Consider the following 24,124-nt stretch of genomic DNA (forward strand, 5'->3'; position numbering starts at 1 on the left):
GCGCCCCGAAGCGGGGCCGCCGGGCCAGCGCCCATGCCACAACGAACGCACCCGGTCGGGCGACCCGCCCCGGCCGATGGGAGAGCACCCGCGCCGTGCCGGCCGCACCCGGGATTGGCCGTCAGCGCAGGCTTCGCCAAGATATCCGTCATGACCGATCCAGGGGGAACGGCGGCCGGCACCGCCACGACGGGCATGCTCATCAGCGGCCGCTACCGACTGCACGAACGCCTTGGGCGCGGCGGTATGGGCACGGTGTGGAAGGGCCACCGCCGAACGGCTGCGCCGCAAGGTCGCGCTCAAGGAACCCGTGCTCCCCGACGGCGTCGACGATCGGGAACGCGACGAACGCTTCCGGCGGATGGAACGCAAGGCGCAGGCCGCCGCCGCCCTACGGCACGCCCTCCTCGTCGCCGGGGAGACGAGGAGGGCGTGCGGCAGGGCGTGAAGAGCGGCTGCTCTCCGCAGGCAGGGTCACGCCCCCTCGTCAGGGACGGGGCGAGCTCCGGCGCCAGGACGGCTGGACCCGGGGTCCGGCCCCGGCCGCACAGCGGGGACAGACCCGTGCGACCCGGTCGGCGGCCCCGCCGCTGGCCGGCTGTACCTCGGCCCACCCCACGTGGGCGAAGCGGCGCAGGTGGGCGCGGTGCAGCGGAAGACCACAGACGGTCTGGTTCTTCCCGCGTTCCCACGCGTGGACCTCACCGGCGGGCAGCCGCGTGTTGTCGTCCTCGTCGAACCACTCGCCGGAAGCAGCGACGGCGTAGAGCGTCGGACGCGACATCGAAGTCCTCCCTCGTCGTGGCCGAGCACCTTCCACGTCTGCTGGAACAGCACTCCCGCGGCCATGCCACCGACGTCGCCGAGCGCGAGACCGACCGGCTTGTAGGCGATCTTCGATGCCTCACCCGGCTCACCCCTTCCGGCGGCGGCAGGCCAGCCACACCACGGCGGCCGCCGCCGCTGCCGCCACCAGCACCTTGCGGTTGGCTCGCGCCCGCGGCGCCACCTGGGCGGTCTTCTCCCGCACCGGCTCGGGTGCCTTCTCCTCCCACAGCTGACCGACCTCGGCGGCCTTGGCCCGGGCCTGCCCGGCGGCCTGAGCGGCCTTGTCCTTGACCGGGTCGGGCAGCCGGTCCTGCACCTGGTGGGCCAGGTCCGCGACCCTCGCCTTCAATTCTCCGGCCTTGAGAGCGGCCTGTTCCTTCACCTCGCCTGCCTTCGCGGCAGCCTGCTCCTTGACCTCGGCGGCCTTCTCCTGGGCGCGCGCCCTGACATCGGTCTTCGCCGCGAACGCCTGGATCGTCTCTCCGAGCTCGGCCCGGGTCCGCTCGACTTGTTCGCGCAGTTCCTCGGGGCTGGAGGCGATGGGTTCGTCGTGAGGCGGCTGGGTCATCGGTGTACCCTCTCCTTGATCTCGGCCACGTCGGCCTTCACGTTCTCGACGGTCCGCTCGGGCACGGCCGACCCGGCCCTGTCGACCTGTCTCTTTCCACTCACGGCCAGCACCGCGGCGATCGCACCGAGCACCGCTGTGACGATCAGCCCGGCTGCCCATACCGGCAGCGTCACCGCCAGCGCGGCGATCACGGTGGCGACCAGCGCCTGCGCCATCAGGAAACCGACCAGCCCGGCGCCGCCGAACAGGCCTCCGCCCTTGCCGTAGCGCCGGCCCTTCTCCTTCATCTCCTCCCGCGCCAGGCGCAGTTCCCCCCGCACCAGCTCGGTCAGCTGGTGCGAGGCCCGCTGCACCAGCTCACCCACCGGCTCCTGGCCCAATCGGTCCACGCTCGAGGCGGACCCGGCACGGTGCTGCTGCGTGCTCGACACAGCGGTCACCTCCTGTCCCTCTGCGCTCCTGCTCTGCCAGCCGGAACGCGCCATGCGCCCGACCATCCGTTGAGGGCACGCTTACCCCGACCAGACGAGTTCAGCCCGGTCGTACGGCCTGACATGCCCGCCTGCTTCACTTGTCCTCCTGCCCGGACTTGGGCCGCCCACGCGAAGGAGCGCCGGGTGATTGCCGCGCAACCACTCACAGACCGAAGTAGAGCAGCTGCGCCCGAACCGGGATGCAGCATCGAGAACAGCCCGGCAGCGGGGCGGCGCGCCCAGCAGAACTCACACCAGCGACCCGCCACTACGACGTCGGCAGAACCGTCCACCGTCCCGAGAGCATCATCGAACGCAACCGGATCAGACCAAGAACAAGCTCAGGCGATACGTTCGACCAAGGCATGGAGAGAGGCACCGACCGGATGCCACGGGCCGGAAACAGTCCAGCCATGGGCCGGTAGCACCTCGGCCGCGGCGCTCTCCGCCTTCGCGAGATCCTGCTCGTCGACCCGCACCCCGATGACAACCGGGCGGAGCGCGATGCCGAATCCGAGGGACGTGATGACCACCGGGCCGTCCTCGCTCTGCCAGTAGTCGTGGAGCGCGTTTTCGGACACCATGACGTCGCAATACTCGCCCCGCGCGATCTCGGCGGTGGTGGAGATGATGGCCGTGTGACCGATGGCGGGGCGGGCGCTTGTGTCCGCGAGGAGGACAGTCGCCACCTTGTCCGCGCGACTCTGGAGCTCTGGCAGGTACTCCTCGATGAGGTGGTCGGGGTGATCCTCGCCGTACCAGTGGAGCAGGTCGCCGCGGGTCGCGACGACTCTCTCCCGCGGCCGGTGGACGGCGCCGGCATCCACCTCGATGCAAGGGATGCAGTCGTGCCGGGACACGTACAGGGCCGTGTCTTCGTCCGAGGCATCCAGGAGCCGCCGGACCTGGGACACCGTGATGTCGATACTCGGCACCGGTTGCTCTCCTTGTCGTTGTCCGCTTGCCCGCGGTCAGCACTGCCACAGGAGGACGGCCTCGGTGCAGGGCTCGCAGGCGAAGGTGAAGGCGTAGACGGCGCCGCCGCCGAAGTTCATGGCGGTCATTAGCGTCGTCACGGCGGTGGACTCTATGGCAGGGATCCGACAGCCACACCGGCCGGCCGCCGGCCTGTGCCGCAGGCCCGCCGTCATTCGGCACCACCACAAGACCGGCGCGCCCGTCGCCGGATCACTCAGCGCACTGGATTCTGACCGCGTTGGCAGCATCGGTCTCACCCTCGTCGGGCCAGCGGCCTTCTATGTGGAGTTGGATGAGCGCGGCGTGGGAGAGCGGGCTGGCGGGATCGGTGACGTCGCCGTTGGTCGTGTAGTCCAGGAGTACGACATCCTTCTTGTCGCGCAGCCGCTCGACCAGATCGGCGACGCGGTGTTCGAGGACCCACCGGTAGGCCGGCAGGTAGATCCGGCGCCGAGCGGTCTCATAGGGCAGCAGTTGGTCGCCGTACAGACCGCTACGGTGGCCTTGGACGGGGCCGTGTCGACGCACCGTCCGCTTCAGCCCTTTCATCGTGGTGATCCGGAGCTTGGCGGGATCGACATCGGAATCCTGGAAGACCTTGAGGGCCTGCCAGATCCCTTCGACGGACTGACTGGTCACGCCGTCACAGTAGGGAACGGGGATGCCGCCGTGGGGGTAGAACGGACTCAGCCGCACCCACGGTTCGGGTGCCCTGGAGGTCACGTCGATGATCTCCGCACCAGGGAACGCGGTGGTCAGTGACGTCATCGCACGGCGACGACTGGCAACACGGATCGACATCTGAAGGGTCCCTGCCTCGGTTACATGAGCCACCGAGCATCCCCGATGCCACTGACATCATCTTTCCCACGGAACCAAGCAGGGCGGCGTCCAGCTGGGTCCAGCCCGCGGTGGTCCTGCAACGGCACCAACACCTGGTCCAGCTTCTGGGTCGGCCTCGACGGCGACGGCAGCAGCACGGTCGAACAGACCGGCACCGAGGCCGACTGCTCCGGGGGCACCCCGGTGTACTCCGCCTGGTACGAGATGTACCCCCAGTACCCGTCCGACTTCAGCAGCACCGTACGGCCGGGGGACCACCAAGGCCACCAGCTCGGGGCTGAGCGGCGGCAGCTCTTTCTCGGTGACTCGGAAGCACAGCTGACGGACGGCGGCGGGGGGCCGCGCAAGCATCTGCGCGACTCCCGCCCACCCGTCGGTCGTCCGGCTCAGCCGCCCGCCGGCACCCGGAGCGTGCCGTAGCGCTGCATCCGCTGCCAGCGGAGCCGGGAGCCCGCGAGCGCGGTGAAGACCGACTGGATCACCACCAGGTACATCAATTGCCGGTAGACGAACTGCTGGAACGGCAGGCTCCACAGCGGACCGAGCTTCTCCTTGTCCAGCCGGAACGCGTACGCGCCCATCAGCATCTGCACCAGCAGGAAGGCCGCCCACAGGCCGATGATCCGGACCGGGTCGAGGAAGGCCAGCCCGTAGAGCGCGAAGACGTCCACGACCGGGGCAAGCAGGGGCAGCAGCACCTGGAACATCAGCAGGTAGAGCAGCCCGCGCCGGCCCAGCTTGCCGGCCTGCCCGCCCTGGACGAGCGCGCCGCGGTGCTTCCACATCGCCTGCAGGGTGCCGTAGCACCAGCGGTAGCGCTGCCGCCACAGGGCGCCCAGCGAGGCGGGGGCCTCCGTCCAGGCCTTGGCCCGCTCCTCGTACACCACCCGCCAACCGGCGCGGCACATGGCCATGGTCAGGTCGGTGTCCTCGGCGAGGGTCTCCTCGCCCACGCCTCCGACGGCCAGCAGCGCGGAGCGGCGGAAGGCGCCGACCGCACCCGGCACGGTGGGCATGCACTCGGCGAGGTCGAACAGCCGGCGGTCCAGGTTGAAGCCGACCACGTACTCGATGTGCTGCCAATGGCCCAGCAGGCCAGCCCGGTTGACCACCTTGGCGTTGCCGGAGACGGCACCCACGGTTGGATCGGCGAACGGCTGCACCAGCATCCGGACGGCATCCGGCTCGAAGACGGTGTCGCCGTCGACCATCACCAGCAGTTCGGCGCGGGCCGCGGCGATGCCGGTGTTGAGGGCGGCCGGCTTGCCGGCGTTCTCCTGCCGGATCACCCGGACGTACGGCAGGTCCAGCGACTCCACGAGGTCGGCGGTGCCGTCGGTGGAGCCGTCGTCGACCACGATCACCTCGACCGGGTGGTCGGAGGCCAGCAGAGAGCGGACGGCGGGCTCGATCCCGGCGACCTCGTTGTACGCCGGGACGATCACGCTGACCGGCTCGGTGACCGGCGCACCCCAGCCGCGGCGGCGCATCCGCTTGTGCCGGTGGGCGGCGTACAGCACGACGACCGCGCGCAGCACGCTGACCGCGCCCGCCGCCCAGAGCAGCCAGTCCAGCGCGGTGAGCACCCCGTTGCCGCCGGTCAGCAGCCAGATCAGGGCCAGGCCGAGCCAGTGGTCGCCGGTGCCGGCCGGGCGGACCGGGTCGGGCAGGCCGACGGCGTCGCTCACGGTGGTGAAGCGGAAGCCGCGGGCCTTCAGCGTGCTCAGCACGCCGTCGAGGGCGGCGACGGTCTGCGAGCGGTCGCCGCCGGCGTCGTGCATCAGGAGGACCTGCCCCTGGTGGCCGGTGCCGGCGGTCGCCGCCCTGACGATCGAGGGCACGCCGGGGCGTTGCCAGTCCTCGCTGTCCTGGGTGGTGAGCACGGTCAGGTAACCCTCGCGGCCGGCCTGTTGGATCGCGGACCAGCCGGGATCGTCCACGGCCTCGGGCGTCGAGGAGTACGGCGGGCGCAGCAGCGAGCTGGTGACTCCGGCCGCCCCGGCCACGGTCAGCTGGGCCTCGCGCAGTTCCAGCGTGCGGCGCCAGGAGGCGGCGGCGCCGAGGTCGGTGTGGGTGAAGGTGTGGATGCCGATCTGGTGCCCCTCGGCGACGATCCGGCGGATCAGGTCGGGGTGGGCGGCGGCCTGGGTGCCGACCACGAAGAACGTGGCGTGCACCCCGGCCCGGTGCAGGGCGTCCAGGATCTTCGGGGTCCAGGTCGGGTCGGGGCCGTCGTCGAAGGTCAGCGCGATGGTGCCGGGCGCCGGGGAGGCGCTGCGCGGCTGCGGGGCGGCACCGTCGATCACTGGGCCGCCGTTGAGGATCGCCGGCGGTACGGCGTCCGCGGCCGCGGGCTTGGCCGCCTGGTCCGGCCGCTCGTCGAAGCTGTGCTGGGCGTATCCCTGGAGTACCAACGCGCCGACGAGCGTGAGCAGCAGGGCGGTCAGCAGCAGCCAGTGGGTGCGTAGCGGGCGCTGACGGACGACGCCGCGCCGGCCTCGGCGGGTGCGGTCGGGGGCTGGGGCTCGTCGGCGGCGGGCGGCGCTCACGGTGCTGCTTTCTGGGGTGGGGACGGTTCGGGCTGTGGTCGGGCGTCAGGGTTTGCCGGGGCCCTTGCCCGGTGCGGTGCTCGGGCGGCCGTGCCCGGGGGTGGGGGTGGCCGGGCCGGTCGGCGTGGTGCCCGGAGGTGCCGCCGGGGTGGTGGCCGGGACGGGCGAGGTGGTGGCCGCCGGGGAGTGCGGGGCTGGGGCCGGGGCTGCCGTGTCGGCCGTGGGCGGATGCTGGAGGCCGACTGCGGTGCTGCCGCTCCGGTGGGCAGGTCCCTCCGTCTGTCCCGCGTCGGGCGCGACGGCGGCCTGCGGGGCGGCGGACGGCGCCTCGGACGGGGTGGGCTCCGAGGCGGTTGCGCTGGGCGCGGGCGGCTGGGGCAGTGGGAGGAACGGCGCGTTCACGGTGGGGCCGCCGAGCAGTGCGCTGGCCAGCAGGGCCAGGTACCCGCCCGCCGGGACGGCCAGGACCGCTCCGAGCCGGCGGATCCGGCGCTGCCGGCGGCCGGAGGCGTCCACGAACACCGGCGGGGGCGCAGGTTCCGGCTGGGGGTCTACGGCGGGGGCGACTGGCGGTAGTTCGGCGGTGGGCGGGTCCGTCTCGTCGGGCTCGGGGAGGTACTCGGCGGGGTGGACCGAAGCGGCGAAGTGCTCGGCGGCGTAGGCGGGAACGACGAAGCGCTCGGTCGGGGCCCCGGCGACCGCTTCGTCGTCCGCAGAGCCGGGGAGGTGCCCCGGGACCTGCGAGGGGCGGAACTGTTGCCCGGCGGCGGGCCACGGGTCGTACGGCTTGACGGTCACGGTGTCGGATCCAGGGGGTGTCGTCGGTTCGCGTGCTGCCACGACGGCATGCGCCGATCCCTGGCGGGTCGGACGGTGCGCCGGTCGCGACTGTTCAGCGCCGACACGCGGCGGATTGTCACACCCCTCCTGAGGTTTCTGAGCAACGGGCCGCCGCCCCCGTGTGCGGGAGCGGCGGCCCGGGCGGGGCGCCTCGTCCGGCGGCGCGCGGGTTGTCGCCGGTGAGCAGCGTCGGCGCCGTACCCGCCAGGGCAGTCGGCGCGCTGCCGGTTCCGCTGCAGGGCATGTTCCGGCGCACTACGGGTTGCTTTGGTCCGGTCCTGACAGTGCCGGTCCGGTCCGGTTCCCACGTGCTTCAGCCGAGCCTGCCGCCAACATCGCTCAGCTCAAAGTGTCGTCGTCCGCGGTGATCCGGTCCTTCCGTACCCAGGCGCCCTTCCGGCGAATCCGGGGCGTCCCGGCAAGGACAGGTAGGGCCGGCGGCACTCGTGCGGGGCACGGCCGGGCCTCGTGCTTCCTCCTACGGTCAGCTGACCGGGCCCGGCCGTGTAGCAGCCGGGCGTCACAGCAGGCCGCGCCCGCGTAGGTCGGTCAGATACTTGGTGATCAGCTCGGCGGAGAGGTGCGGGATGGCCTCGCCGCCGTCTTTGGCCTCGCGGACGGCCTGTTCGAAGCGCTGGGACGGGACAGGCGAACCGCAGACTGGTGCGGAGGGGTGCCGGAAGGCGTGCAGCAGGGGCAGCAGCGAGCGGCGCCGCTGCGATTCCGGCAGGGCACGTAGCGCGGTCTCGAATCGAGTGAACCAGTCGTCGTAGTCAGCGATGCGGTGGAGGGTGCGGCCAGCCTCGCTCAGCCAGTCGATGCAGGTGTCCAGCGAGATGCCGTCGTCGTGCGGGTTGACCACGTGGTACGTCTGGTAGCCGTCGGTGCCTCGCGCGGCGAGGGTGTTGACGGCCTGGGTGACGAAGTCGACGGGCAGGCCATCGAGGTGGGCGCGTTGTCGGTTCCCCTGGGCATCGGTGCGGTAGAAGGAGACCGGGGCAATACCGGTCACAGCGAGGCTGAAAAGCAGGCGGGTGAACAGATCGGGGACGTTCAGCTGGCCGGTGTGGTGGCGGTGGGCGAGGATCAGGCTCGACCGGAGGACGGTCACCGGCAGGTCGCATGTGTCGTGGGCCTCCCGTAGCAGTACCTCGCCCGCCCACTTGGCCGCCGCGTAGCCGGTGGCGTACTCGTTGCCGAGAGTACGTCCGGGGCTCACCAGCCGAATGTCGGCGCTCTCGTCGAGTCGTGCAGGGTCGAGCCGGTCCGCCACACCGACCGTCGACAGGTAGGTGAACGGCTTGATCCTCCCGGTGAGGGCGAGCCGGATCAGCTCGGCGGTGCCGAGGACGTTGGGGCCGAACAGCTGGTCGTAAGGCAGAACGTGGTTGACCAGCGCCGCCGGGTGAAGGATCAGGTCGACCTCCTGGGCCAGCCGGGTCCAGGTGTCCGTGGCCAGACCCAGCCGTTCCTGACTGATGTCACCGGCCAACACGTCGAGGTGGTGCGGGGCCGACTCCCAGTATCGGTGGCGCAATCCCGGATCACCGGTGTCGAAGGCGGCGTCCAGCCGACGGCGGGCCTCGGCGGTGTCCCGACCCCGGACCAAGCAGATCAGCCTGCCACCGGAGCCGGCCAGCCGTTCCAGCCAGTCCAGGCACAAGAAGCGACCCAGGTAACCGTTGGCCCCGGTCAGCAAGACCGTCCGCTCCCCCACCGCGCGCGGCAGCCGACGTGCGGTCCCGAGGGTCCTGGCGTCGATGAACTTCTCCAGCGTGAGGTCGGCGGCGCAGAGCTCGGTGCTGCTGTGGCCGTGTACCAGGGCGAACGACGGGCGTTTGACTCCGCAGGCGCGTGCCGCCTCGATGTGCTTCGCGATCGACCGGAGGTCGTTCGCCGGGCCGAGCAGCACCTCGACCGGGGTCTCGACCTCGAAGATGTCGTGCAGCAGTCGGGAGAGTGACAGCGCGGCCAGCGAATCCGCCCCCAGCTCGGTGAACCGCGTGGTCGTGCTCAGCTCCGCGGCCAGGCGGCCCAACAGCGCGGCGGCCGCATTGCGGACCGTCTCGAACACCGGCTGGCTGGGCCCGGCTTCGCGCAGGGCGCGCAGCGCGTCCTGCTGCTTACTCGCAAGCTGTTCGTAGCGCCGTTCCAGGCGCTCTGCGTAGCGGGCCTGCAGTTGTGGTCGCAGATTCTTCCGGATCTCCGACAGCAGTCCGTTCTCTACGGTGAACGGCTCGGGCTCGACCAGGAAATCACGGGGCATTTCGTGCGGTTTCAACCCGGCTTGCCTGGCGACCAGCTGCAGCGACTCGCCCAGCGCCCGCCGGAGCGACTCGCTGCTCGTGGCCTGCCTCAGCGCCTCCTCGGTAGGCACGATCACCGCCAGCAGGCAGTCACGCTCGCTGTTCCCGTACATGTAGATCTGCCGGACGAGCGGGCTGGTGACGAATACGCTCTCCAGTCGGGAGATCGTGACGAACTCGCCCTGCGCCAGCTTCAGCACGCTGGTGCGGCGGTCGACGTAGACGAGCTGGTCCGGGCCGGTTTCGGCCATGATGTCGCCGGTCCGGTAGAAGCCGTCCGCGTCGAAGATCGCAGCCGTGGCCTCGGGCTGACGGTAATACCCTGGGGCCGCGGCCTCTGTCCTGACCAGCAGTTCACCCCGTGGGTGAGGCAAATCCGTGGTGTAGTAGCCGAGTTCGGGAACGTCGACGAGCTTGTACTCGGTTACCGGCGGTCGCTGAACGCGGGAGTCGATCAGGAGGCAGCCCGTCTCGGTCGAGCCGAAGGCGTCATGCACCGGAAGCCCGAGGCAGGACTCCACGAACCGCTTCAGCTCGGACGCAACGGGCGCGCCGCTGAAGGTCGCCTGCAGTACCCGGCCGCCGAGGACCCGCTCGCGCAGGTCGGCCTTGACGGCAGCGTCCAGCGCGCCGGAGTCGGAGAACTCCGGCGCGCGGCGGGATGATTCGCGCTGGTACTCCTGATAGAGCAGGTCGCAGATGCGCGGCACCAGCAGTAGCTGCGTCGGCCGGGCGAGTGCAAGGTCCTCGAACAGCGTCGAGAGGTCGCTCGTCGAGGTGAAGTAGGAAGTGCCGCCGCGCCCGAGCGTGCGGTACAGCGAGGTCCGTCCGGCCGTGTGGCTCAGGGGCAGGTAGCCGAGATCGAGGACGGGCAGCTCGCCTTGCGCCGGGCCCCAGCCGGCCCAGAGCCGGTGCAACATCCGCTCGGTGTAGATGGCGCCCTTCGGTGCCCCGGTACTGCCGGAGGTGTAGACGATTAGCCGCATCGGATCCTCGCCCTGCTCTGGCCGGGCGAGGGGGGCCTCTGGCAGACTGCGGCCGCGTTCGACCACCTCGGCAAGGGAGTCGACCACGGTAAGCTGCCGCCGCGCGGCCTCCAGCCTCCCGTCGTCCGCCTCCGAGTGGCGGTCGAACACCACCAACCGCGGCCTCGACTCGCTCGACAACACCAACTCAATCGCACGATCGAGGATTTCAAGACTTGCTGCCATTACTCGCGGCGCGGTCTCCGCAAGGATCGACGCCAGTTGGGCTACCGGTGCGCCGGATTGCAGCGGCACGCAGACGGCACCCAACCGCAGGCAGGCCAAGTCGAGCACCGCGTAGTCAACGCCGGTGCAGCCGTACAACGCAACGAAGTCCCCGGCTCCCAGCCCGTGGTGCTGCCACTCGGCGGCCACCGCCCCGGCCTGCTCCCACAGCTCGCCGTAGCTGACCGTCGCGAAGCGCGGCAGCAACCGCAACGACAGCCGGCCCGATGCCTGGTCGACCACCGGTTCCCGCGCCCGTTCAGCCAGTGCCGAGCGCTCCATGTATCCCCGCATGACCGCATCCACTGCCCGCGCCAGCCCGTCCTTGGCACCGCGCAAGGCCTCCCCGACCGACTCCAGCGGCAGCGCACTGCGCAACTGCTCGTCATCCACCGGCCCCACCAACTTCCCGTGCCCTGCAACTCGCCTGGTAGCCGAACGTGCCCGATCGGTCGCTTATCGTGTCCGCCAAAGGTATCAGCGGAGGAGCGAGGGCATGACCGAGGTAATGATGCGGGCGCCGGCCGCAACGGGGCGGCCGACCCGGGCCGCGTGGCTCGTTCTGGCGGCCATGACGGGCAGCCTGTCGATGATCATGCTGGACGAGACGGTCGTGTCGGTCGCGCTGGCGACGATGGGGCGTGAGCTGCCGCTGACCTCGAGCGGGCAGCAGTGGGTCGTCAGCGCGTACGTGCTGGCTCTGGCCACCACGGTCGCACTGGCCGGCCGGCTCGGCACCAAGTACGGGCCGGTCACGACCTTCCGGCTCGGCGTGTGGGTCTTCTGCCTCGCCTCCACCTGCTGTGGCCTCGCCCCCACGGGTTGGGCGGGCGAGGGGTGGCTGATCTCCGCGCGGGCGGTTCAGGGCCTTGGGGCGGCGCTGATGGTGCCGGTGAGCGCCAGTCTCGTGATGGCCGCCTTCCCGCTCGCGGTGCGTGGGCGGGCGATGGGTGTCTACGTGGGCGTCAGCCAGCTCTTCCTGGCGCTCGGCCCACTGCTCGGCGGAGCGCTGACCGAGTGGGTCGGCTGGCGCGCGGTGTTCTGGGTCAACCTGCCGGTCGGTGTCGCCGTACTCCTTCTGGTGCGCCGTGCCCGCCCCGCCGACCCGGCGAATCCCACGCTCTCCGTCTCGCCCGGGCACGGCGCGCTGCTCGTCGGGGGTGTCGGTGCCACGGTGTACGCGCTTCAGCGGTCGGCTTCGTGGGGCTGGCATTCGCCGCGCACCCTGCTCACCCTGGCCGCCGGTCTGGCCGTCACGGCAGCGTTCACGCTCGTGCAGCTGCGCTCGGCCGATCCACTGGTCCGGCTCCGGCTGCTGCGGCACCGCGCCTTCGCAGGTGACCTGGTGGTGCTGCTGGCCACCCAGTTCAGCCTGCTCGCGCTGGCGGTGTACGCCGCGCTCTACACCCAGAACCTACTGGGCTTTAGCCCGGTGCAAGCCGCGCTCGCCTCGCTGGCCCTGATCGTTCCGCTGATGGCGGGTGCTCAGCTTGCGGGCCGCTGGTATGACCGCTCGGGTGTGCGCGCGCCGGTGCTGGTCGGGCTCGTCCTCGCCACGACGGGGGCGCTCCAGTGGGCGCTGGACATGCCGCACATCGTGTACGTGTCGAAGCTGCCGGGCCTGGTGCTGGTCGGCCTCGGCCTCGGCCTGGTCCTCGCCCCGGTGAACACCGACGCGCTCGGCCGGGTGCCCGCTCAGGAGCGGCCGCAGGCGTCCGGGATCGTCCACACGGTGCGGCAGTTGGGGGGCGCGCTGGGCGTGGCCGTGGTCGGCGCGGTTGTCCTGGCCAACGAGCACGCGGTGCTGCCCGCGCTGCGCGCGCAGGACACTGCGGCGGCGCTGCGGGCCGGGTTTCTGGTCGCGGCGACCGTCTTCGCGGTGGCGCTCGTGACGGCCTGGGTGCTACTGCCTCGGGAACCTTCCGCCACCGGGCAGTGACGCACTCATGGCGGGCGCCTGGTGTCAGCGCCAGGCGTCCGCCACCGAGCGCCGCACTTCAGCCGCCGGCGCCCCGGCGCCCAACGATCCGACCGCCCGGCTCAGCGCCAGCCCGAAGCCTCGCGCCGGTCCTGCAACCCTCGGGTCCGTCCGCACCTGTACGCCGAACCGCCCGGCCGTGAGCCGGTACACCACCACATGGACTCCGTTGCGTTTTTCGAGCCGCTGCGGGGGCTGGGGCGCCAGGCCGGCCAGCAGTGCCCCGCCCACCGGCGCGACGGTCGTGCTTTCCAGCCGAACGGGCCTCGGCAGCGGCAGGTAGTTGAACGACACCAACCGGTACAGATCCAGCCGTCGTTGTCCGGTGAAGTCGCTGAGCCACGACCCGAGCAGCGGCGGGGCCTCGGTGGTGGGGTCTGCTGCCCTCTCGACCCAGGTGTCGAAGGCGCCAGCGAGTCTCGGTCCGGGCAGGGCCACGGTCGATTCGAAGAATGGTCCGACCGTCCGCAGCGCGTCCCGTCCCGGCCGCCCCAGCCGCGCGTACAGCATCGGCACCGGCTCCTCGTCCTGGCGCCGGGCAGAGGCGGTGAACTGCACCAGCACCCGCCAGGCTGCCGAGAGTGTCACCGCCCGCTGTGCGCACCAGGCTCGCAGCGGCTCCGCGTCCTCGGCCGGTACGAGGAACTGATAGGTGTCGTGCGCCTCCCACCGCTCGGGGGGCAGGTCCGGGGCACCGGGGATGCCGAGCCCGGTGGTCGGGGCCGGGCAGGCAGCGAAGTGCCGGGCCAGGTCGGCGCGTTCGGCCGGATTCCGGTACCAGGACGTCAGTAGCGGCACGGCAGCCGGTAGCGGCGTGATCTCCTCACCACGCAACCGGGCCTGGTAGTCACGCGACACCGCTCGCAGCAGGACGGACAGCGAGTAGCCGTCGAGGAAGGCGTGGTCCGCGCCAAGGGCGAGCAGCGTCCGGCCTGGCGCATGCACGGTGAGGCTGAACGGCCGTGCCCCTGCCGCTAGGTCCCCGGGGTCGAACAGGAGGGGCAGGAGGGCGGCGCGGAACCGGAATTCGGCCTCCTGGACGCTGTCGTACGCGTGGCAGAGGTGTCGTGGGGCCTTGGCCGCGGGGCAGGCCGTCCCCGTGCCGGGGAGGGCCTGCCGGAAGACGTCCACCCCGGCGAACACGGCGTCCAACGCGTCTCGCAGCGTCGCGCGGTCGACCGCGCCGGTCAGCTCGTAGGCCGCCCACGCCTTCGGGAAGTCGTGGAACCGCGGGCGGCCCTGCTCGTCCGGTTCGGCCCGGCCGAGCAGTTCGCGTTGGAGTCCGTAAGGGGGGTGCATGGGGCTACGCGGGGTGGATGGACACCTGGATGCTGCCGGCCAGGTCGTTCTTGCCCTCGGTGCAGGAGCCGACGGCGGACTTGGGGGCGAAGTCGGCCACGACCTCCTGACCGGCGAAACGGGTGCTGTCGGAGGAGGCGATCCCCCGGTTGGCGTTCAGCATCTCGTGGTTGACTGGGTCGCCCTTGCCCGTACCGCTGGCCGCTACGTGTGTCTTGCCCAGCTCCTTCCCCTGGGCGTCCAACCAGACGAAGTCCTGGCTCAGCGTGTAGGTCTCCAACTCGGTGCAGCTGAGCACGCCCTCGCCGGTCATGGTGAAGGTACCGTGGTGGATTTTCGGGTTCTTGCCGGTGGGGGACATGCAGTCGTCCATCGCGCCCTTGACCTCGAAGGTGTCCTGGGTCGGCGTGTTGGTCACGGGAGTGGCGAGGTGCACGGTCATGTGGCCGACACAGACCAGGTTGTCGGCGGGCGCGGCCCGCTCGCTCGCGGCTGCCTGGACGGGCGCGGCGCCCGCAAGGGCCATGGCGACAAGCGTGCTTGTGGACGCCAGGACGGCGGCCCACCTCAGCCGGGGGAGAATCATGATCCTGTTCCTCTCGTCACTCATCGCTCTGCGCTCTTACCGCTGTTCAACGAGGCTTTGGCCGCCACGTCACAGCTTCACCCCGATGGCCGTCAGGGTCAGCATGTGATCCCTCCTGCCCGGATCACCAGCCGGCTCGGCCCGCGCATCACGACGTTCGGGCGGTGCAACACCTCGACCAGTTCCGGGTCGGCAATCCGGGTGGCAAGGGCCTCGAACACCACCGTGGTCTGCAACCGGGCCAACCCGGCGCCAAGGCAGAAGTGCGGCCCGGCCGAGAAGGCCAGATGCCCGGCCGGCCCCCGTTTGAGGTCGTACCGGTTCGGCTCCGGGAAGGTGTCCGGATCACGTCCGGTCGCACCGAGCAACACCAGGACGATCGTGCGATCAGGAAGGTCGAGCTCCCCGATCCGGTAGCCGCCGCGCACTGTTCGGGCGACCAGCTGCACCGGCGGGTCGTAGCGCAGGGTCTCCTCCACCGCGCCCGCCGCAAGCGCCGGGTCGGCGCACAGCGCGGCGTACTGATCCGGGTGACGCAGCAGCGCCAGCAGGGTGTTGCCGATCAGGTTGGCGATGGTCTCGTGCCCGGCGGTCAGCAGCAGGATCAGGGTGCTGACGAGTTCGTCCTCGGTGAGCCGGTCACCGCCCTCCTCGACCCGGATCAGCCGCGAGAGCAGATCCGAGCCGTCCCGGCCTCGCCGGTAGGCGATCAACTCCGCGAAATAGGCGGAGAACTCGCGCTGCGCCTGGTCCCGATCCGCCAGGTCGCCCCGGAACATCAGCGCGTCCAGGCTCTGGGTCAGCCGCTCCGACCAGTCTGCGAACAGACCGTGATCACCGCGCGGGACGCCCAGCAGCTCGCAGATGATGCGCAGCGGCAGCGGGTACGCCAACCCGCTCACCACGTCGAAGGCGGCCGGATCGACGGCGGAGAGCAGCTCGGCGACGGTCGCGCGGATGCGCGGTTCGAGCGCGGCGGCCGCGCGCGGGGTGAACGCCTTGCTCACCAGCCGGCGCAGCCGGGTGTGGTCGGGCGGATCGAGGGTGACGAACATGCGGGTGTGCCGCACCGAGGCCAGTGTGGGAGCGCGCCGGTAGTCGCTGGACATGGCTTGGTCTCGCAGCAGCAGGTCGCAGTCGCGGTGGCGTGCGACCAGCAGCATCGTGCCGCCGGGACCGACCATCGCCGGGGAGGCCTCCCGCAGACGGCGCAGCAGCGGGTACGGATCGGCCAGGGCCGAGGGGCGGTTGAGGGCCGCCAGCAGGGCGTTGCGGCTGTCAAGCCCGGTCACGGCCGGCCTCCCGCGTCGTTCTGCCCCGGCGTGCCGTGTCGTCGTACCGCTGCAGGCTCGCCGCGTCGTACCGCTCCTGGCACAGCTCGGGGCCGTCCACCCGGACGGGCAGGCGCTGCAGCTTGCGGACGTGCATCAGCCCGTGCCAGTCGAGCCGGTTCAACGGGACGGTCAGGCGTACCGGAGGCAGCCGCTCGGCCAGCGCGGGCAGAGCAGTGGTCGCGACGGCGAGGGCCAGCGGCGTGCCCAGGCAACGGCGGAGGCCGCGCCCGAACGACAGGTGCCCAGTCTCACCCCGGTCGGGATCGAAGCGGCCGGGATCGAAGCGGTCGGGCGCCGTGTAGCGGGCCGGGTCGCGGTTGGCCGCCGCGAGGAGCGGATAGACCAGGTCACCGGCCTTGATCCGTACTCCGGCGAAGGTCAGGTCCCGCAGGGCAATGCGGATCTGCCCCCAGGGCGAAGGGGGCTGCCAGCGCAGCAGTTCGGCCACGCAGGCCTCGGTGTCCCGGCCACCGGCGAGCTGCTGACGGACCGCCGGGTCACCGATCATCGCCAACGCGCCGTTGGCCAGCAGCGCGGCGGTCGTCTCGTACCCGGTGGCCAGCAGAATCTTGATCATCGAGGAGATCTCGGACCGGTTGATCGAGCCCTGTTCGGCCTGGGCATCAAGCAGCGTGGCGATCAAGCTGCCGTCTCCGCCCGGCCTCGGCTCGCGCATGATCCGCAGGGTGAGCCGGTGCAGTGCCAGCATCGAGTGGCGCCAGGGCTCGCTCTCCGGGTCGGTCCAGCCGCTGACCACGTGCACGTGCTCGGCGAGGGCCGGCAGCAGCTCGTCCCGGATGCCGATCAGCCGGCCGACTACGCGCAAGGGGATCGGGACGGCGAAGTCGGCGACCAGATCCATCGTCCGGCGCCCGGCGAGCCGCCCGACCACGTCGCGGACGACCGAGTCGACGAACGGCTGGAGTCCCTCGATTCGTCTCCGGCCGAAGTACGGTGCGACCAGCCGGAATAACCGTCGGTGGTCAGCGCCGTCCGAGTTGAACAGGTTGCCCGGCCGGGCCGCGAAGTAGTCCTCTCCATGGCGGCGCTCGCCATAGCCGTAGGCCGGGCAGGGCGCAGCACCCCAGTCCCGGGTGAAGCCCTCTGCCCGCAGCAGCGCCAGCACCTCGTCGTAACGCGTCACCACCCAGACCCGCATCCCGTCCGGGAACTCCACCCGCTGCACCGGCCCGGCCTCGCGCCAGGTCCGGTAGTCGGGCTGAAGATCCCGGCAGTGCACCGGCAGGCCGATCCGCCGCACCGGGCTCACCGTAGACGCTGGCACCCGCCCTCCCTCGTCTCGTGGTCGTGACGGAGCAAACCCTAGCCAGCCCATGCCTGCGTTCCGGTAAAGGCCACAGCACTCCGGCCAAGGGGATACGAGTCCGAAAGGCGGACCATCCGAGGATCGGACGAGCCCACTAGACCCTGACCTGTCCACCGAACGGGTCATCCCGAGGGGCGTTGCGACCACAGCCGCCCGGGTCTGTGGTTGCCTGCCCGCATGTCTGTCACTCGTACGGCCCCCCGACCACCCGCCACCGTCGTGGTCACCGGCTGGGGGGCCACCACCCCGCTCGGCGGCACGGCGGCCGACACCTGGCGAAATCTGATCGCCGGCCGAAGCGGCGTGCGGCGGATCGAGGAGCCCTGGGCCGACTGCGTGGACGTCCAAATCGCCGCTCCCCTGGCCGTCGACACGGATCAGGAGCTGGACCGGGTCACCCGCCGCCGGACGGACCGCTGCCAGCAGGTCGCCCTGATCGCGGCCCGGGAGGCCTGGCTGCACGCGGGCTCACCCGAGGTCGAGCACGAGCGGCTGGCCGTCGTGATCGGCACCGGCGTCGGCGGCGCACGCACGCTGGTCAACCAGGACGCGGTACGCCGCGAGAACGGCAACCGAGCCGTCTCTCCGTTCACCATCCCGATGATGCTGCCCAACGGTCCGGCGACGGCCGTCTCCCTGGACCTGCGCGCACGGGGCGGCGTGCACGCGCCAGTCAGCGCGTGCGCGGCCGGATCGGAGGCACTGGCCACAGCAGCCGACCTGATCACCTGGGGACGCGCGGACGTGGTCGTGGCCGGAGGCGCCGACGCCTGCATCAGACCGCTGTCGATCAGCGGCTTCGACCGGATCGGCGCGCTGGCCCGGCGCAACGAGGACCCCGCAGGAGCCAGCCGCCCGTTCGCCGCCGACCGCTGCGGATTCGTGCTCGCCGAAGGAGCGGCCGTCCTGGTGCTGGAGCGCGCCGACCACGCCCAGGCCCGGGGAGCCGAAATCCTGGGCGTACTGGCCGGACACGGCGTCACCAGCGACGGCCACCACCTCACCACCCCGCTCCGCTCCGAACAGGCCCGCGCCATCCGCCACGCCCTCACAGCGGCCGACCTCTCCCCCGAGGACGTGGCCCTGGTCAGCGCCCACGCCACCGGCACCCCGGTCGGCGACCACACTGAGGCCGAAGCGATCACCGAAGCCCTCGGCCACCACCCTGCGGTCACCGCCCTCAAATCGGCCACCGGGCACACCCTCGGCGCGGCCGGCGCCCTCGCCGCGATCATGACCCTGCTCTCCATGCAGCAGAGCCTGATCCCGCCCACCCTCAACCTCGATCACCGCGACCCCCAAATCAACCTCGACCTCGTCACCCAGGTCCCACGCCACCAACCGGTGCCCGCCGCCCTCGTCCAAGCCTTCGGCTTCGGCGGCCAGAACGTCGTCCTCGCCCTCCGCCGGCCCACCTGAGCCCGTCAAGGAGTCAGCCACTACGTTTTCGCAGCGGACCGTCAGCTTGAATTCCCCTCGGATCATGGGAAATTGACGCTGGGACGGTGGGTCCCGGAAGAAGCAATCCCTGATCACGAGCGGCAAAAGCGTTACTACGCACTCGGCTGGCCATTCCCAGGATCCGCTCGGGGTCGTACTCCCCGAGCTGGCTGCTGGAGCGCCGGCGCCGGGCCGAGCAGGCCCTGATCTCGGCGGTCGCGACTTGCTACCTGCTCGGCGTCTCGACCAGGCGGGTGGAGACGCTCGCAGAGAGTATGGGCGTCACCCAGCTCTCGAAGTCCCAAGTGTCGGAGATGGCGAAGCACTTTGACGAGCGGGAGTCCGAGTGCTGCCACCGCGCGCGACCGGGCAGCACGCACACCACGTCCTCGTCGACGGCCAGGCATCCCACTCGCGGTGTCACTGACCGGCGGCAACCGCAACGACGTCACCCAGCTGCTGCCACTGCCCGCGAAGGTCCCCGCCGTGGCCGGCCGCGTCGGCAGGCCACGGCACAGACCCGATGTCCTGCTGGCTGACCGGGGCTACGACCACGACAAGTACCGGCGGCTCGTGTGGAAGCTGGGCATCAAGCCGGTGATCGCCCGCCGCGGAGCACCCCCACGGTTCAGGTCTCGGCGCCCACCGCCGGGTCGTCGAGCGCACCATCGCCTGGCTTCACGGATTCCGCCGTCACCGCATCCGCTGGGAGCGGCGCGATGACATCCACGAGGCCTTCCTCGGCCTCGCCACCTGCCTGATCACCCACCGGCACATCCGACGCCTTTGTTAGGACCTATTAAACAAAGATCTCGACGCGGGCTCCAGCAGGCCCCGGACGCCTCGGCCCGGCACGTTCGGCCACCCGCCGGACGCGCCGTCCGACCCGCGCCATGCGGGTCCCCGGCCGCACCCCTTGGCCTCATCGTTGCGACGAAGGGCCCGGGGGCCGGACCTGGCCCGGCGCCGCGGGTTCCGGGCCGGGCGCCGGGCCAGGGGTCACGGGGCGGTGGTGATGGTCAGGCGGGTGGAGGAGATCTCGGCGCCCTGGCCCCAGAGGCGACTGGTCGCCGGGCTGGTGGTGTCGACGAAGGTCTGCGGGGTCGGCCCGCCGGTCAGCGGGGCGTAGTAGTAGCCGGGGGTGGTGTCCAGCTGGACGAGGCCGCGGCCGTCCGGTCCGGCGCCGTCCATGATGGTGAAGGTGCCGAGGCCGCACAGGAGTTGGCGCGGCGTGACGGTCTGATCGGTGCCGCCGTGGTCGGTGACCAGGTGGGAGCGGTCGGCCGGGCGGGCGCCGAGGTTCGTCACGCTGTGGACCGGGATGCCGTTGATCTTCCAGGTCGCCCGGGTGCGGTTGTCGTCCAGGGTGATCTGGTAGTCGAGGGACGCGCCCTTGGAGATGGTCGCCACCGGCACCGCGTAGGCGAAGGCCGAGTAGCTGGTGCCGGGGTAGCGCAGCCGCTCGTACCAGGCGTATACCGTGTCATCGGTGACGTGGAAGTCCATCAGCACGCCCGTCTCCAAGTCGGCCACCACCATCGCGCCGTTGGCGAGGCGGAGGTCGGAATGCGGGTCGGTGACGTTCGCGCCGAAGGGGTTGGCCTCGGTCTTGCGGGTGGTGACCGAGAGGTTGGCGTTGCAGGTCCAGCGGCCGTTCGCCGGGGTGTCGTATCCGGCGAAGCCGGCCGTGGAGTTGTGGTTGGCGAAGGCCAGCCACTTGGTGTGGTCCCGGTCGCCGGCGCCGCCGGCCGTCTGCTGGGCGGTGGTGAAGGCGAAGGCGGGGTTCCCGGTGGCCGGGTCGGTGCCGCTGGGGATCACGTGCAGGCCGTTCGCGTCCGTGCTGGGGATGCCGTCGCCGCCGGGCATGCCGGGTGCGGGCCAGAGCTGCCACTTCCCGGTGCCGGAGGTGTCGAAGCCGCTCCGGAAGTCGTCGGTGAAGACGGTGGTGGTGGCGGCGGTAGTGGTGGCTGTAGTGGTGGCAGTGGAGGCGGTGAGCTCACCGGCCCGGGCGGGGGCGGTCGCGACCGGGACGGTCGCGGAGGCCACGGCCAGTGCGGCGACGGCGCGGACGAGACGCCTGATCGGGCGCATAGCGATGGGTACCTTTCGGGGGTTGGGGGTGCCGGGGTTTCGGGGCCCGGCCGTGCGGTGTCCGGTGGAGGGGGGCGGTGTCAGCGGTCGGTCTCCAGCAGGGCGGCGATCGCGTCGGCGCTACCCGCCTCCATCAGCTCGTCCTCCGGTATGCGCTTGCCGTACTCGCGCTCCAGGATCACGGAGAGTTCGAGCATCACCAGGGAGTCGATGTCGATGTCGGAGAAGCCGGTGGTCGGCGTGATCTCGCCCTCCACCGCGAACTTCTCCACCAGGAGCCCGATGATCCGGTCGGCCACTGCACTCATGGGTCGTTCTCGCCTTTCGGTGCCGGCCGGCCCTGCCCGGGCCGGCCTGGGTAGGTCGGTGCGTCGTTGGGTACGGGTGGTCGGGCGCCGGGGAAGCGCCGGCACCCTCAGTCCCCGAGGACGCCGTCGACCTTGATGTCGGGCCAGGTCAGGGCGGTGGAGCCCCAGTTGAGCCCGACGCCGAAGGCGGTGGAGAGGATGCGGTCGCCGACGCCGAAGGTGCCGGCCGCGGCGGCGTGGGTGAGCGCCAGCGGGATGGAGGCGGCCGAGGTGTTGCCGACCCGGTCGATGTGCAGCAGGACCCGCTCGCGCTCCACCTCCAGCAGGTCGGAAACCGCGTACAGGATGCGGGAGTTGGCCTGGTGGCCGGCGAACCAGTCGACGTCGGCGGCGGTCCAGCCGATCCGGTCGAGCAGTTCGGCCGAGGAGGCACTCATCCGCTCCACCGCGTGCGAGAACAGCTCCTTGCCGCGCATGGCGAGCAGGTTGTCCTCCTCGGTCGGCGGCTGCCGGTGCGAGCGCTGCCGGGATCCGCCGACGGCGAGCAACGCCAGGTCGTGGTGCGCGCCGTCACTGCCGAGGTCGAAGCCCCGGAAGGCGCCCGGCTCGTCCGGGTCCCCGGCGCGCAGCACCGCCGCGCCGGCGCCGTCGCCGAAGATGATCGCGGAGGCGCGGTCCCGGTGGTTCAGCCGGGTGGACCAGATGTCGGCGCCGATCACCAGTGCCCGGTCGATCAGCCCGGCGGAGATCGCGCCGACGGCGTTGGCCATCCCGTAGACCCAGCCGGTGCAGGCCGCCGAGAGGTCGTAGGCCCAGGGGGTGCCGAGTCCGAGCCGGTGGGCGATCTCGGGCGCGGTGGCGGGCATCGGCTGGTTGGGGGTGCTGGTCGCCAGGACCACCAGGTCGACCGGGCCTTCGCCGGCGGAGCGCAGCGCCCGTTCGCCGGCGGCGATCGCGAGGTCGCCGGTGACAGCCCCGGGCTCGGCCCAGTGGCGCCGTCGGATGCCGGTCCTGGTGCGGATCCAGGTGTCGTCGCTGCCGACGAGCTCGCCGATCTCGTCGTTGGAGACGATCCTCGGCGGCACCATGGCGCCGAGCCCTTCCAGTACGGCGGCCCTGGTCATGCCGCCACCTCCTGCCGGTCGTGCCCGGTCCGGCCGGTCGGCAGCCGGTGGGTCGCCGAGCAGTGGATCCGGATGTGTTCGAAGGCCGCCGCGATGTCGACCACGCGCCAGGTCTCCCCCGTCCTGGCGGTGAGCAGCTGCGGGTCGACCAGTTCCACGGTCAGCGGGGCCGGTCCGGCCGACGGCCGGTACGGGTCCCCGACCTCCAGCACGGTCTGCCGCATCCAGAGGGTGTCGCTCTCGGCGCGGGGCACGTCGTCCAGTCCGTAGATCAGGATCTGGCCCAGCTGGACGGCGCCGACGAAGGCGTCGATCAGCGAGACACCGCCGTGGCTGTAGCTCTCCAGGCCGCCCACCGGACCGGCCTGCGCCGCCGCGCGGCTGCCGAGGAGGGCGCTCGCCTGTCGGGCGGGGACGTCCACCCGCAGGTCGTCGATGGTCTGGGTCCTGGTCCGGTGCGCGGCGGCGAAGGGCCGTAGCGCTGCCGGGCCGAGCAGGGCGTCCGGCGAGTCGTAGCGGTCGGTGCGGTCCGCCGGGGCGGTGCTGGGGACCGTGGCGGCCGCGGCCGGGAGGGCCGGGTGCTCGATCTCCAGGCGCGCCCGCAGCTCGCCCACCCGGCAGTCCACGACGGTCGTGCGCTCGGACTGCCGGGCGGCCGCGGCCTGGACGGTGAAGCCGCCCAACTCGGCCTCCACCGGCTTCGTCCCGGCCTTCAGCCGTACCCGCCGCAGCCGGAGGCCGGAGCGTTGTGCGGCGTCCAGGCCGTACGCGTGGGTCAGGTACAGTTCGGCGGCCTCGCCCGCGATCAGCAGGACGTCGATGCTGCTCAGGTGCGGGGCCTGGTCGGTGGTGCCCTTGCGGGACCAGTCGGTCGGGTAGTCGACGGAGCCGCGGGCCCGCACCGTTCCGGTGCCGTCGGCCCGCGAGCCGACCAGGAGGTCGGTGAGCCGCTGCTCCGCTCGGCGGTAGCCGCTGCCGAAGAAGCGGCGCTCCGCTGGTCCGAGATAGTCGTCCACGGTCGCCCGGAGCGGTGTGCCGGGCGTCTGTGTGGTGCCGGTCTGTGTGGTGCCGGTCATCTCGCTCCCCCGTACGGGTCGATCACGGCTGCCAGCCGCGTGAAGAATGCGTCCTTGGACTGTCGTTGGAAGAAGTGGCCGCCCGGGATCACCTGGAGGGTCCCGCCCCGCAGGGAGTGGGAGGACCAGGCGGCCGCGTCCTCGACCGCCACCAGCGGGTCGTCCGCGCCGGCGAAGGCGTCGATGGGGCAGGCCAGTTGGTAGCTGTCGCCGGTGTGCCGACGGCTCGTGCAGAGTTCCAGGCCGGCCCGCACCCGGGCGAGGTAGTCGGCGAGCCGGTCCGGTGTGGCGCTGACCGCCGTCGGCAGGCCGTCGAACCGGGCCAGGCAGCAGGCGAGTTCGTCGTCGTCCAGGAGCAGCGCCGACTCGAGCGGAAGCGGCAGGTGCGGCGCCGGGTGGGCGCCGACCAGCAGCCGCCTGGGCAGCCGGCGGCCGGTCGCGGCCAGGAACCGGACGAAGTGGTAGGCGACCAGCGCGCCCATGCTGTGGCCGTAGCACAGGTACGGCTCGTCCAGTTGCCCGCCGAGCTGCCGGTGCAGGGCCCGGGCGAGCGGGGCGAGGTCGCGGTGCGGGCCGCCGCCGGGCGCGTCCCGCTCCGGCAACCGGACGGGGACGACTTGGACGGTCGGTCCGAGCCGCCGCTGCCAGCCGGCGAAGGAGGCGGTGCTGCCGCCCGCGTGGTGGAAGGCGAAGAGTCTGACGGGCCGCGCGGTCCGCGCACGGACGCGCGCGTCGGCGAGGTGGACGACGACGGCACTCACGGGGCTGCTCCTTCCCTGCGGGACCCGCGGCGGGCTGCGGCGGGCGACGATGGCCTGCGGCGGCTGCGGCGGGCGGTCGGGGGGGGGGGGGGGGGGGGGGGGGGGGGGGGGGGGGGGGGGGGGGGGGGGGGAGCGAGGGGGGGGGGGGGGGGGGGGGGGGAA

Annotated in this window: 21 protein-coding genes and 3 pseudogenes; 6 read left to right on the top strand and 18 right to left on the bottom strand. The window is 71.8% G+C overall.

All coding sequences use genetic code 11. The features are described 5' to 3' along the window. Nucleotides 1-232: 232 nt before the first annotated feature. A complete protein-coding gene (locus ACZ4WV_RS17685; RefSeq protein ID WP_465747588.1) occupies nt 233-448 on the top strand; it encodes a hypothetical protein in 216 nt (71 codons plus the stop codon). A gap of 39 nt (nt 449-487) precedes the next feature. Here ACZ4WV_RS17685 and ACZ4WV_RS17690 read toward each other — a convergent pair whose 3' ends face one another. From ACZ4WV_RS17690 to ACZ4WV_RS17715, 6 genes and pseudogenes are all read right to left on the bottom strand, one after another. Then, the gene (locus tag ACZ4WV_RS17690) at nt 488-784 is read right to left on the bottom strand and encodes a hypothetical protein (RefSeq protein ID WP_465747590.1); all 297 of its coding nucleotides are present in this window, start codon (nt 782-784) and stop codon (nt 488-490) included. Between the two features lie 11 nt (nt 785-795). Further along, nucleotides 796-894 (bottom strand): annotated as a pseudogene (locus ACZ4WV_RS17695) (DUF4235 domain-containing protein); the annotation flags it as partial. Nucleotides 895-913: 19 nt separating this feature from the next. After that, nucleotides 914-1,396, bottom strand: a complete 483-nt coding sequence (locus ACZ4WV_RS17700) for a DUF3618 domain-containing protein (RefSeq protein ID WP_465747592.1) — start codon at nt 1,394-1,396, stop codon at nt 914-916. Beyond that, on the bottom strand, nt 1,393-1,764 hold the full coding sequence (locus ACZ4WV_RS17705; protein ID WP_465747721.1) for a phage holin family protein: 372 nt from the start codon (nt 1,762-1,764) through the stop codon (nt 1,393-1,395). Before ACZ4WV_RS17705 ends, ACZ4WV_RS17700 begins: the two co-directional genes overlap by 4 nt. 449 nt (nt 1,765-2,213) lie before the next feature. Beyond that, nucleotides 2,214-2,807, bottom strand: coding sequence for a hypothetical protein (locus ACZ4WV_RS17710; RefSeq protein ID WP_465747594.1), 594 nt, complete (start codon nt 2,805-2,807; stop codon nt 2,214-2,216). 253 nt (nt 2,808-3,060) lie between these two features. Continuing rightward, nucleotides 3,061-3,651, bottom strand: coding sequence for a DUF6939 family protein (locus tag ACZ4WV_RS17715; protein ID WP_465747596.1), 591 nt, complete (start codon nt 3,649-3,651; stop codon nt 3,061-3,063). 45 nt (nt 3,652-3,696) lie between these two features. Between ACZ4WV_RS17715 and ACZ4WV_RS17720 the strand changes: the two genes are divergently transcribed. After that, on the top strand, nt 3,697-4,113 hold the full coding sequence (locus ACZ4WV_RS17720; RefSeq protein ID WP_465747598.1) for a G1 family glutamic endopeptidase: 417 nt from the start codon (nt 3,697-3,699) through the stop codon (nt 4,111-4,113). On the opposite strand, the gene ACZ4WV_RS17725 is transcribed toward ACZ4WV_RS17720, so the two are convergent. The 3 genes from ACZ4WV_RS17725 to car form a co-directional block, all read right to left on the bottom strand. Further along, on the bottom strand, nt 4,080-6,242 hold the full coding sequence (locus ACZ4WV_RS17725) for a bifunctional polysaccharide deacetylase/glycosyltransferase family 2 protein (RefSeq protein WP_465747600.1): 2,163 nt from the start codon (nt 6,240-6,242) through the stop codon (nt 4,080-4,082). The genes ACZ4WV_RS17720 and ACZ4WV_RS17725 overlap by 34 nt on opposite strands. A 45-nt stretch (nt 6,243-6,287) precedes the next feature. After that, nucleotides 6,288-7,040, bottom strand: coding sequence for a hypothetical protein (locus tag ACZ4WV_RS17730; protein ID WP_465747602.1), 753 nt, complete (start codon nt 7,038-7,040; stop codon nt 6,288-6,290). Nucleotides 7,041-7,602: 562 nt separating this feature from the next. Then, complete coding sequence (car, locus tag ACZ4WV_RS17735; protein ID WP_465747604.1) at nt 7,603-11,031, bottom strand: carboxylic acid reductase; 3,429 nt, start codon at nt 11,029-11,031, stop codon at nt 7,603-7,605. Between the two features lie 103 nt (nt 11,032-11,134). Here car and ACZ4WV_RS17740 point away from each other — a divergent pair, with 103 nt between their 5' ends. After that, a complete protein-coding gene (locus ACZ4WV_RS17740) occupies nt 11,135-12,577 on the top strand; it encodes an MFS transporter (protein WP_465747606.1) in 1,443 nt (480 codons plus the stop codon). Between the two features lie 24 nt (nt 12,578-12,601). On the opposite strand, the gene ACZ4WV_RS17745 is transcribed toward ACZ4WV_RS17740, so the two are convergent. From ACZ4WV_RS17745 to ACZ4WV_RS17760, 4 genes are all read right to left on the bottom strand, one after another. After that, nucleotides 12,602-13,915, bottom strand: coding sequence for a condensation domain-containing protein (locus ACZ4WV_RS17745; protein ID WP_465747608.1), 1,314 nt, complete (start codon nt 13,913-13,915; stop codon nt 12,602-12,604). A 4-nt stretch (nt 13,916-13,919) separates the two neighbouring features. Beyond that, nucleotides 13,920-14,441, bottom strand: a complete 522-nt coding sequence (locus ACZ4WV_RS17750; protein WP_465747609.1) for a hypothetical protein — start codon at nt 14,439-14,441, stop codon at nt 13,920-13,922. Between the two features lie 158 nt (nt 14,442-14,599). Further along, nucleotides 14,600-15,793 carry a cytochrome P450 gene (locus tag ACZ4WV_RS17755; protein ID WP_465747610.1) on the bottom strand — a complete coding sequence of 398 codons (1,194 nt, stop codon included), beginning with the start codon at nt 15,791-15,793 and terminating at the stop codon, nt 14,600-14,602. Next, nucleotides 15,780-17,120 carry a cytochrome P450 gene (locus ACZ4WV_RS17760; protein ID WP_465747612.1) on the bottom strand — a complete coding sequence of 447 codons (1,341 nt, stop codon included), beginning with the start codon at nt 17,118-17,120 and terminating at the stop codon, nt 15,780-15,782. Before ACZ4WV_RS17760 ends, ACZ4WV_RS17755 begins: the two co-directional genes overlap by 14 nt. A gap of 219 nt (nt 17,121-17,339) precedes the next feature. On the opposite strand from ACZ4WV_RS17760, the gene ACZ4WV_RS17765 reads away from it, so the two are divergent. The 3 genes and pseudogenes from ACZ4WV_RS17765 (at nt 17,340) to ACZ4WV_RS17775 (ending at nt 19,395) form a co-directional block, all read left to right on the top strand. Beyond that, nucleotides 17,340-18,581 (top strand): beta-ketoacyl-[acyl-carrier-protein] synthase family protein, encoded by a 1,242-nt coding sequence (locus ACZ4WV_RS17765; RefSeq protein ID WP_465747614.1) that lies wholly within the window; start codon nt 17,340-17,342, stop codon nt 18,579-18,581. A gap of 146 nt (nt 18,582-18,727) precedes the next feature. Next, nucleotides 18,728-18,937 (top strand): annotated as a pseudogene (locus ACZ4WV_RS17770) (transposase); the annotation flags it as partial. A gap of 82 nt (nt 18,938-19,019) precedes the next feature. After that, a pseudogene (locus ACZ4WV_RS17775) lies at nt 19,020-19,395 on the top strand (transposase). A 206-nt stretch (nt 19,396-19,601) separates the two neighbouring features. On the opposite strand, the gene ACZ4WV_RS17780 reads toward ACZ4WV_RS17775, so the two are convergent. From ACZ4WV_RS17780 to ACZ4WV_RS17800, 5 genes are all read right to left on the bottom strand, one after another. Further along, the gene (locus ACZ4WV_RS17780; RefSeq protein ID WP_465747616.1) at nt 19,602-20,693 is read right to left on the bottom strand and encodes a DUF6081 family protein; all 1,092 of its coding nucleotides are present in this window, start codon (nt 20,691-20,693) and stop codon (nt 19,602-19,604) included. Nucleotides 20,694-20,773: 80 nt separating this feature from the next. Next, nucleotides 20,774-21,001, bottom strand: a complete 228-nt coding sequence (locus tag ACZ4WV_RS17785; protein WP_465747618.1) for an acyl carrier protein — start codon at nt 20,999-21,001, stop codon at nt 20,774-20,776. Between the two features lie 107 nt (nt 21,002-21,108). Continuing rightward, a complete protein-coding gene (locus ACZ4WV_RS17790; RefSeq protein ID WP_465747620.1) occupies nt 21,109-22,125 on the bottom strand; it encodes a 3-oxoacyl-ACP synthase III family protein in 1,017 nt (338 codons plus the stop codon). Continuing rightward, nucleotides 22,122-23,201: an AvrD family protein gene (locus ACZ4WV_RS17795; protein WP_465747622.1), complete on the bottom strand. Its 1,080-nt coding sequence runs from the start codon at nt 23,199-23,201 to the stop codon at nt 22,122-22,124. The genes ACZ4WV_RS17790 and ACZ4WV_RS17795 overlap by 4 nt, the downstream gene beginning before the upstream one ends. Next, nucleotides 23,198-23,962 (bottom strand): thioesterase II family protein, encoded by a 765-nt coding sequence (locus tag ACZ4WV_RS17800; protein ID WP_465747624.1) that lies wholly within the window; start codon nt 23,960-23,962, stop codon nt 23,198-23,200. Before ACZ4WV_RS17800 ends, ACZ4WV_RS17795 begins: the two co-directional genes overlap by 4 nt. Nucleotides 23,963-24,124 lie beyond the last annotated feature (162 nt).

It is taken from the genome of Kitasatospora sp. NPDC029312, from assembly GCF_055569215.1.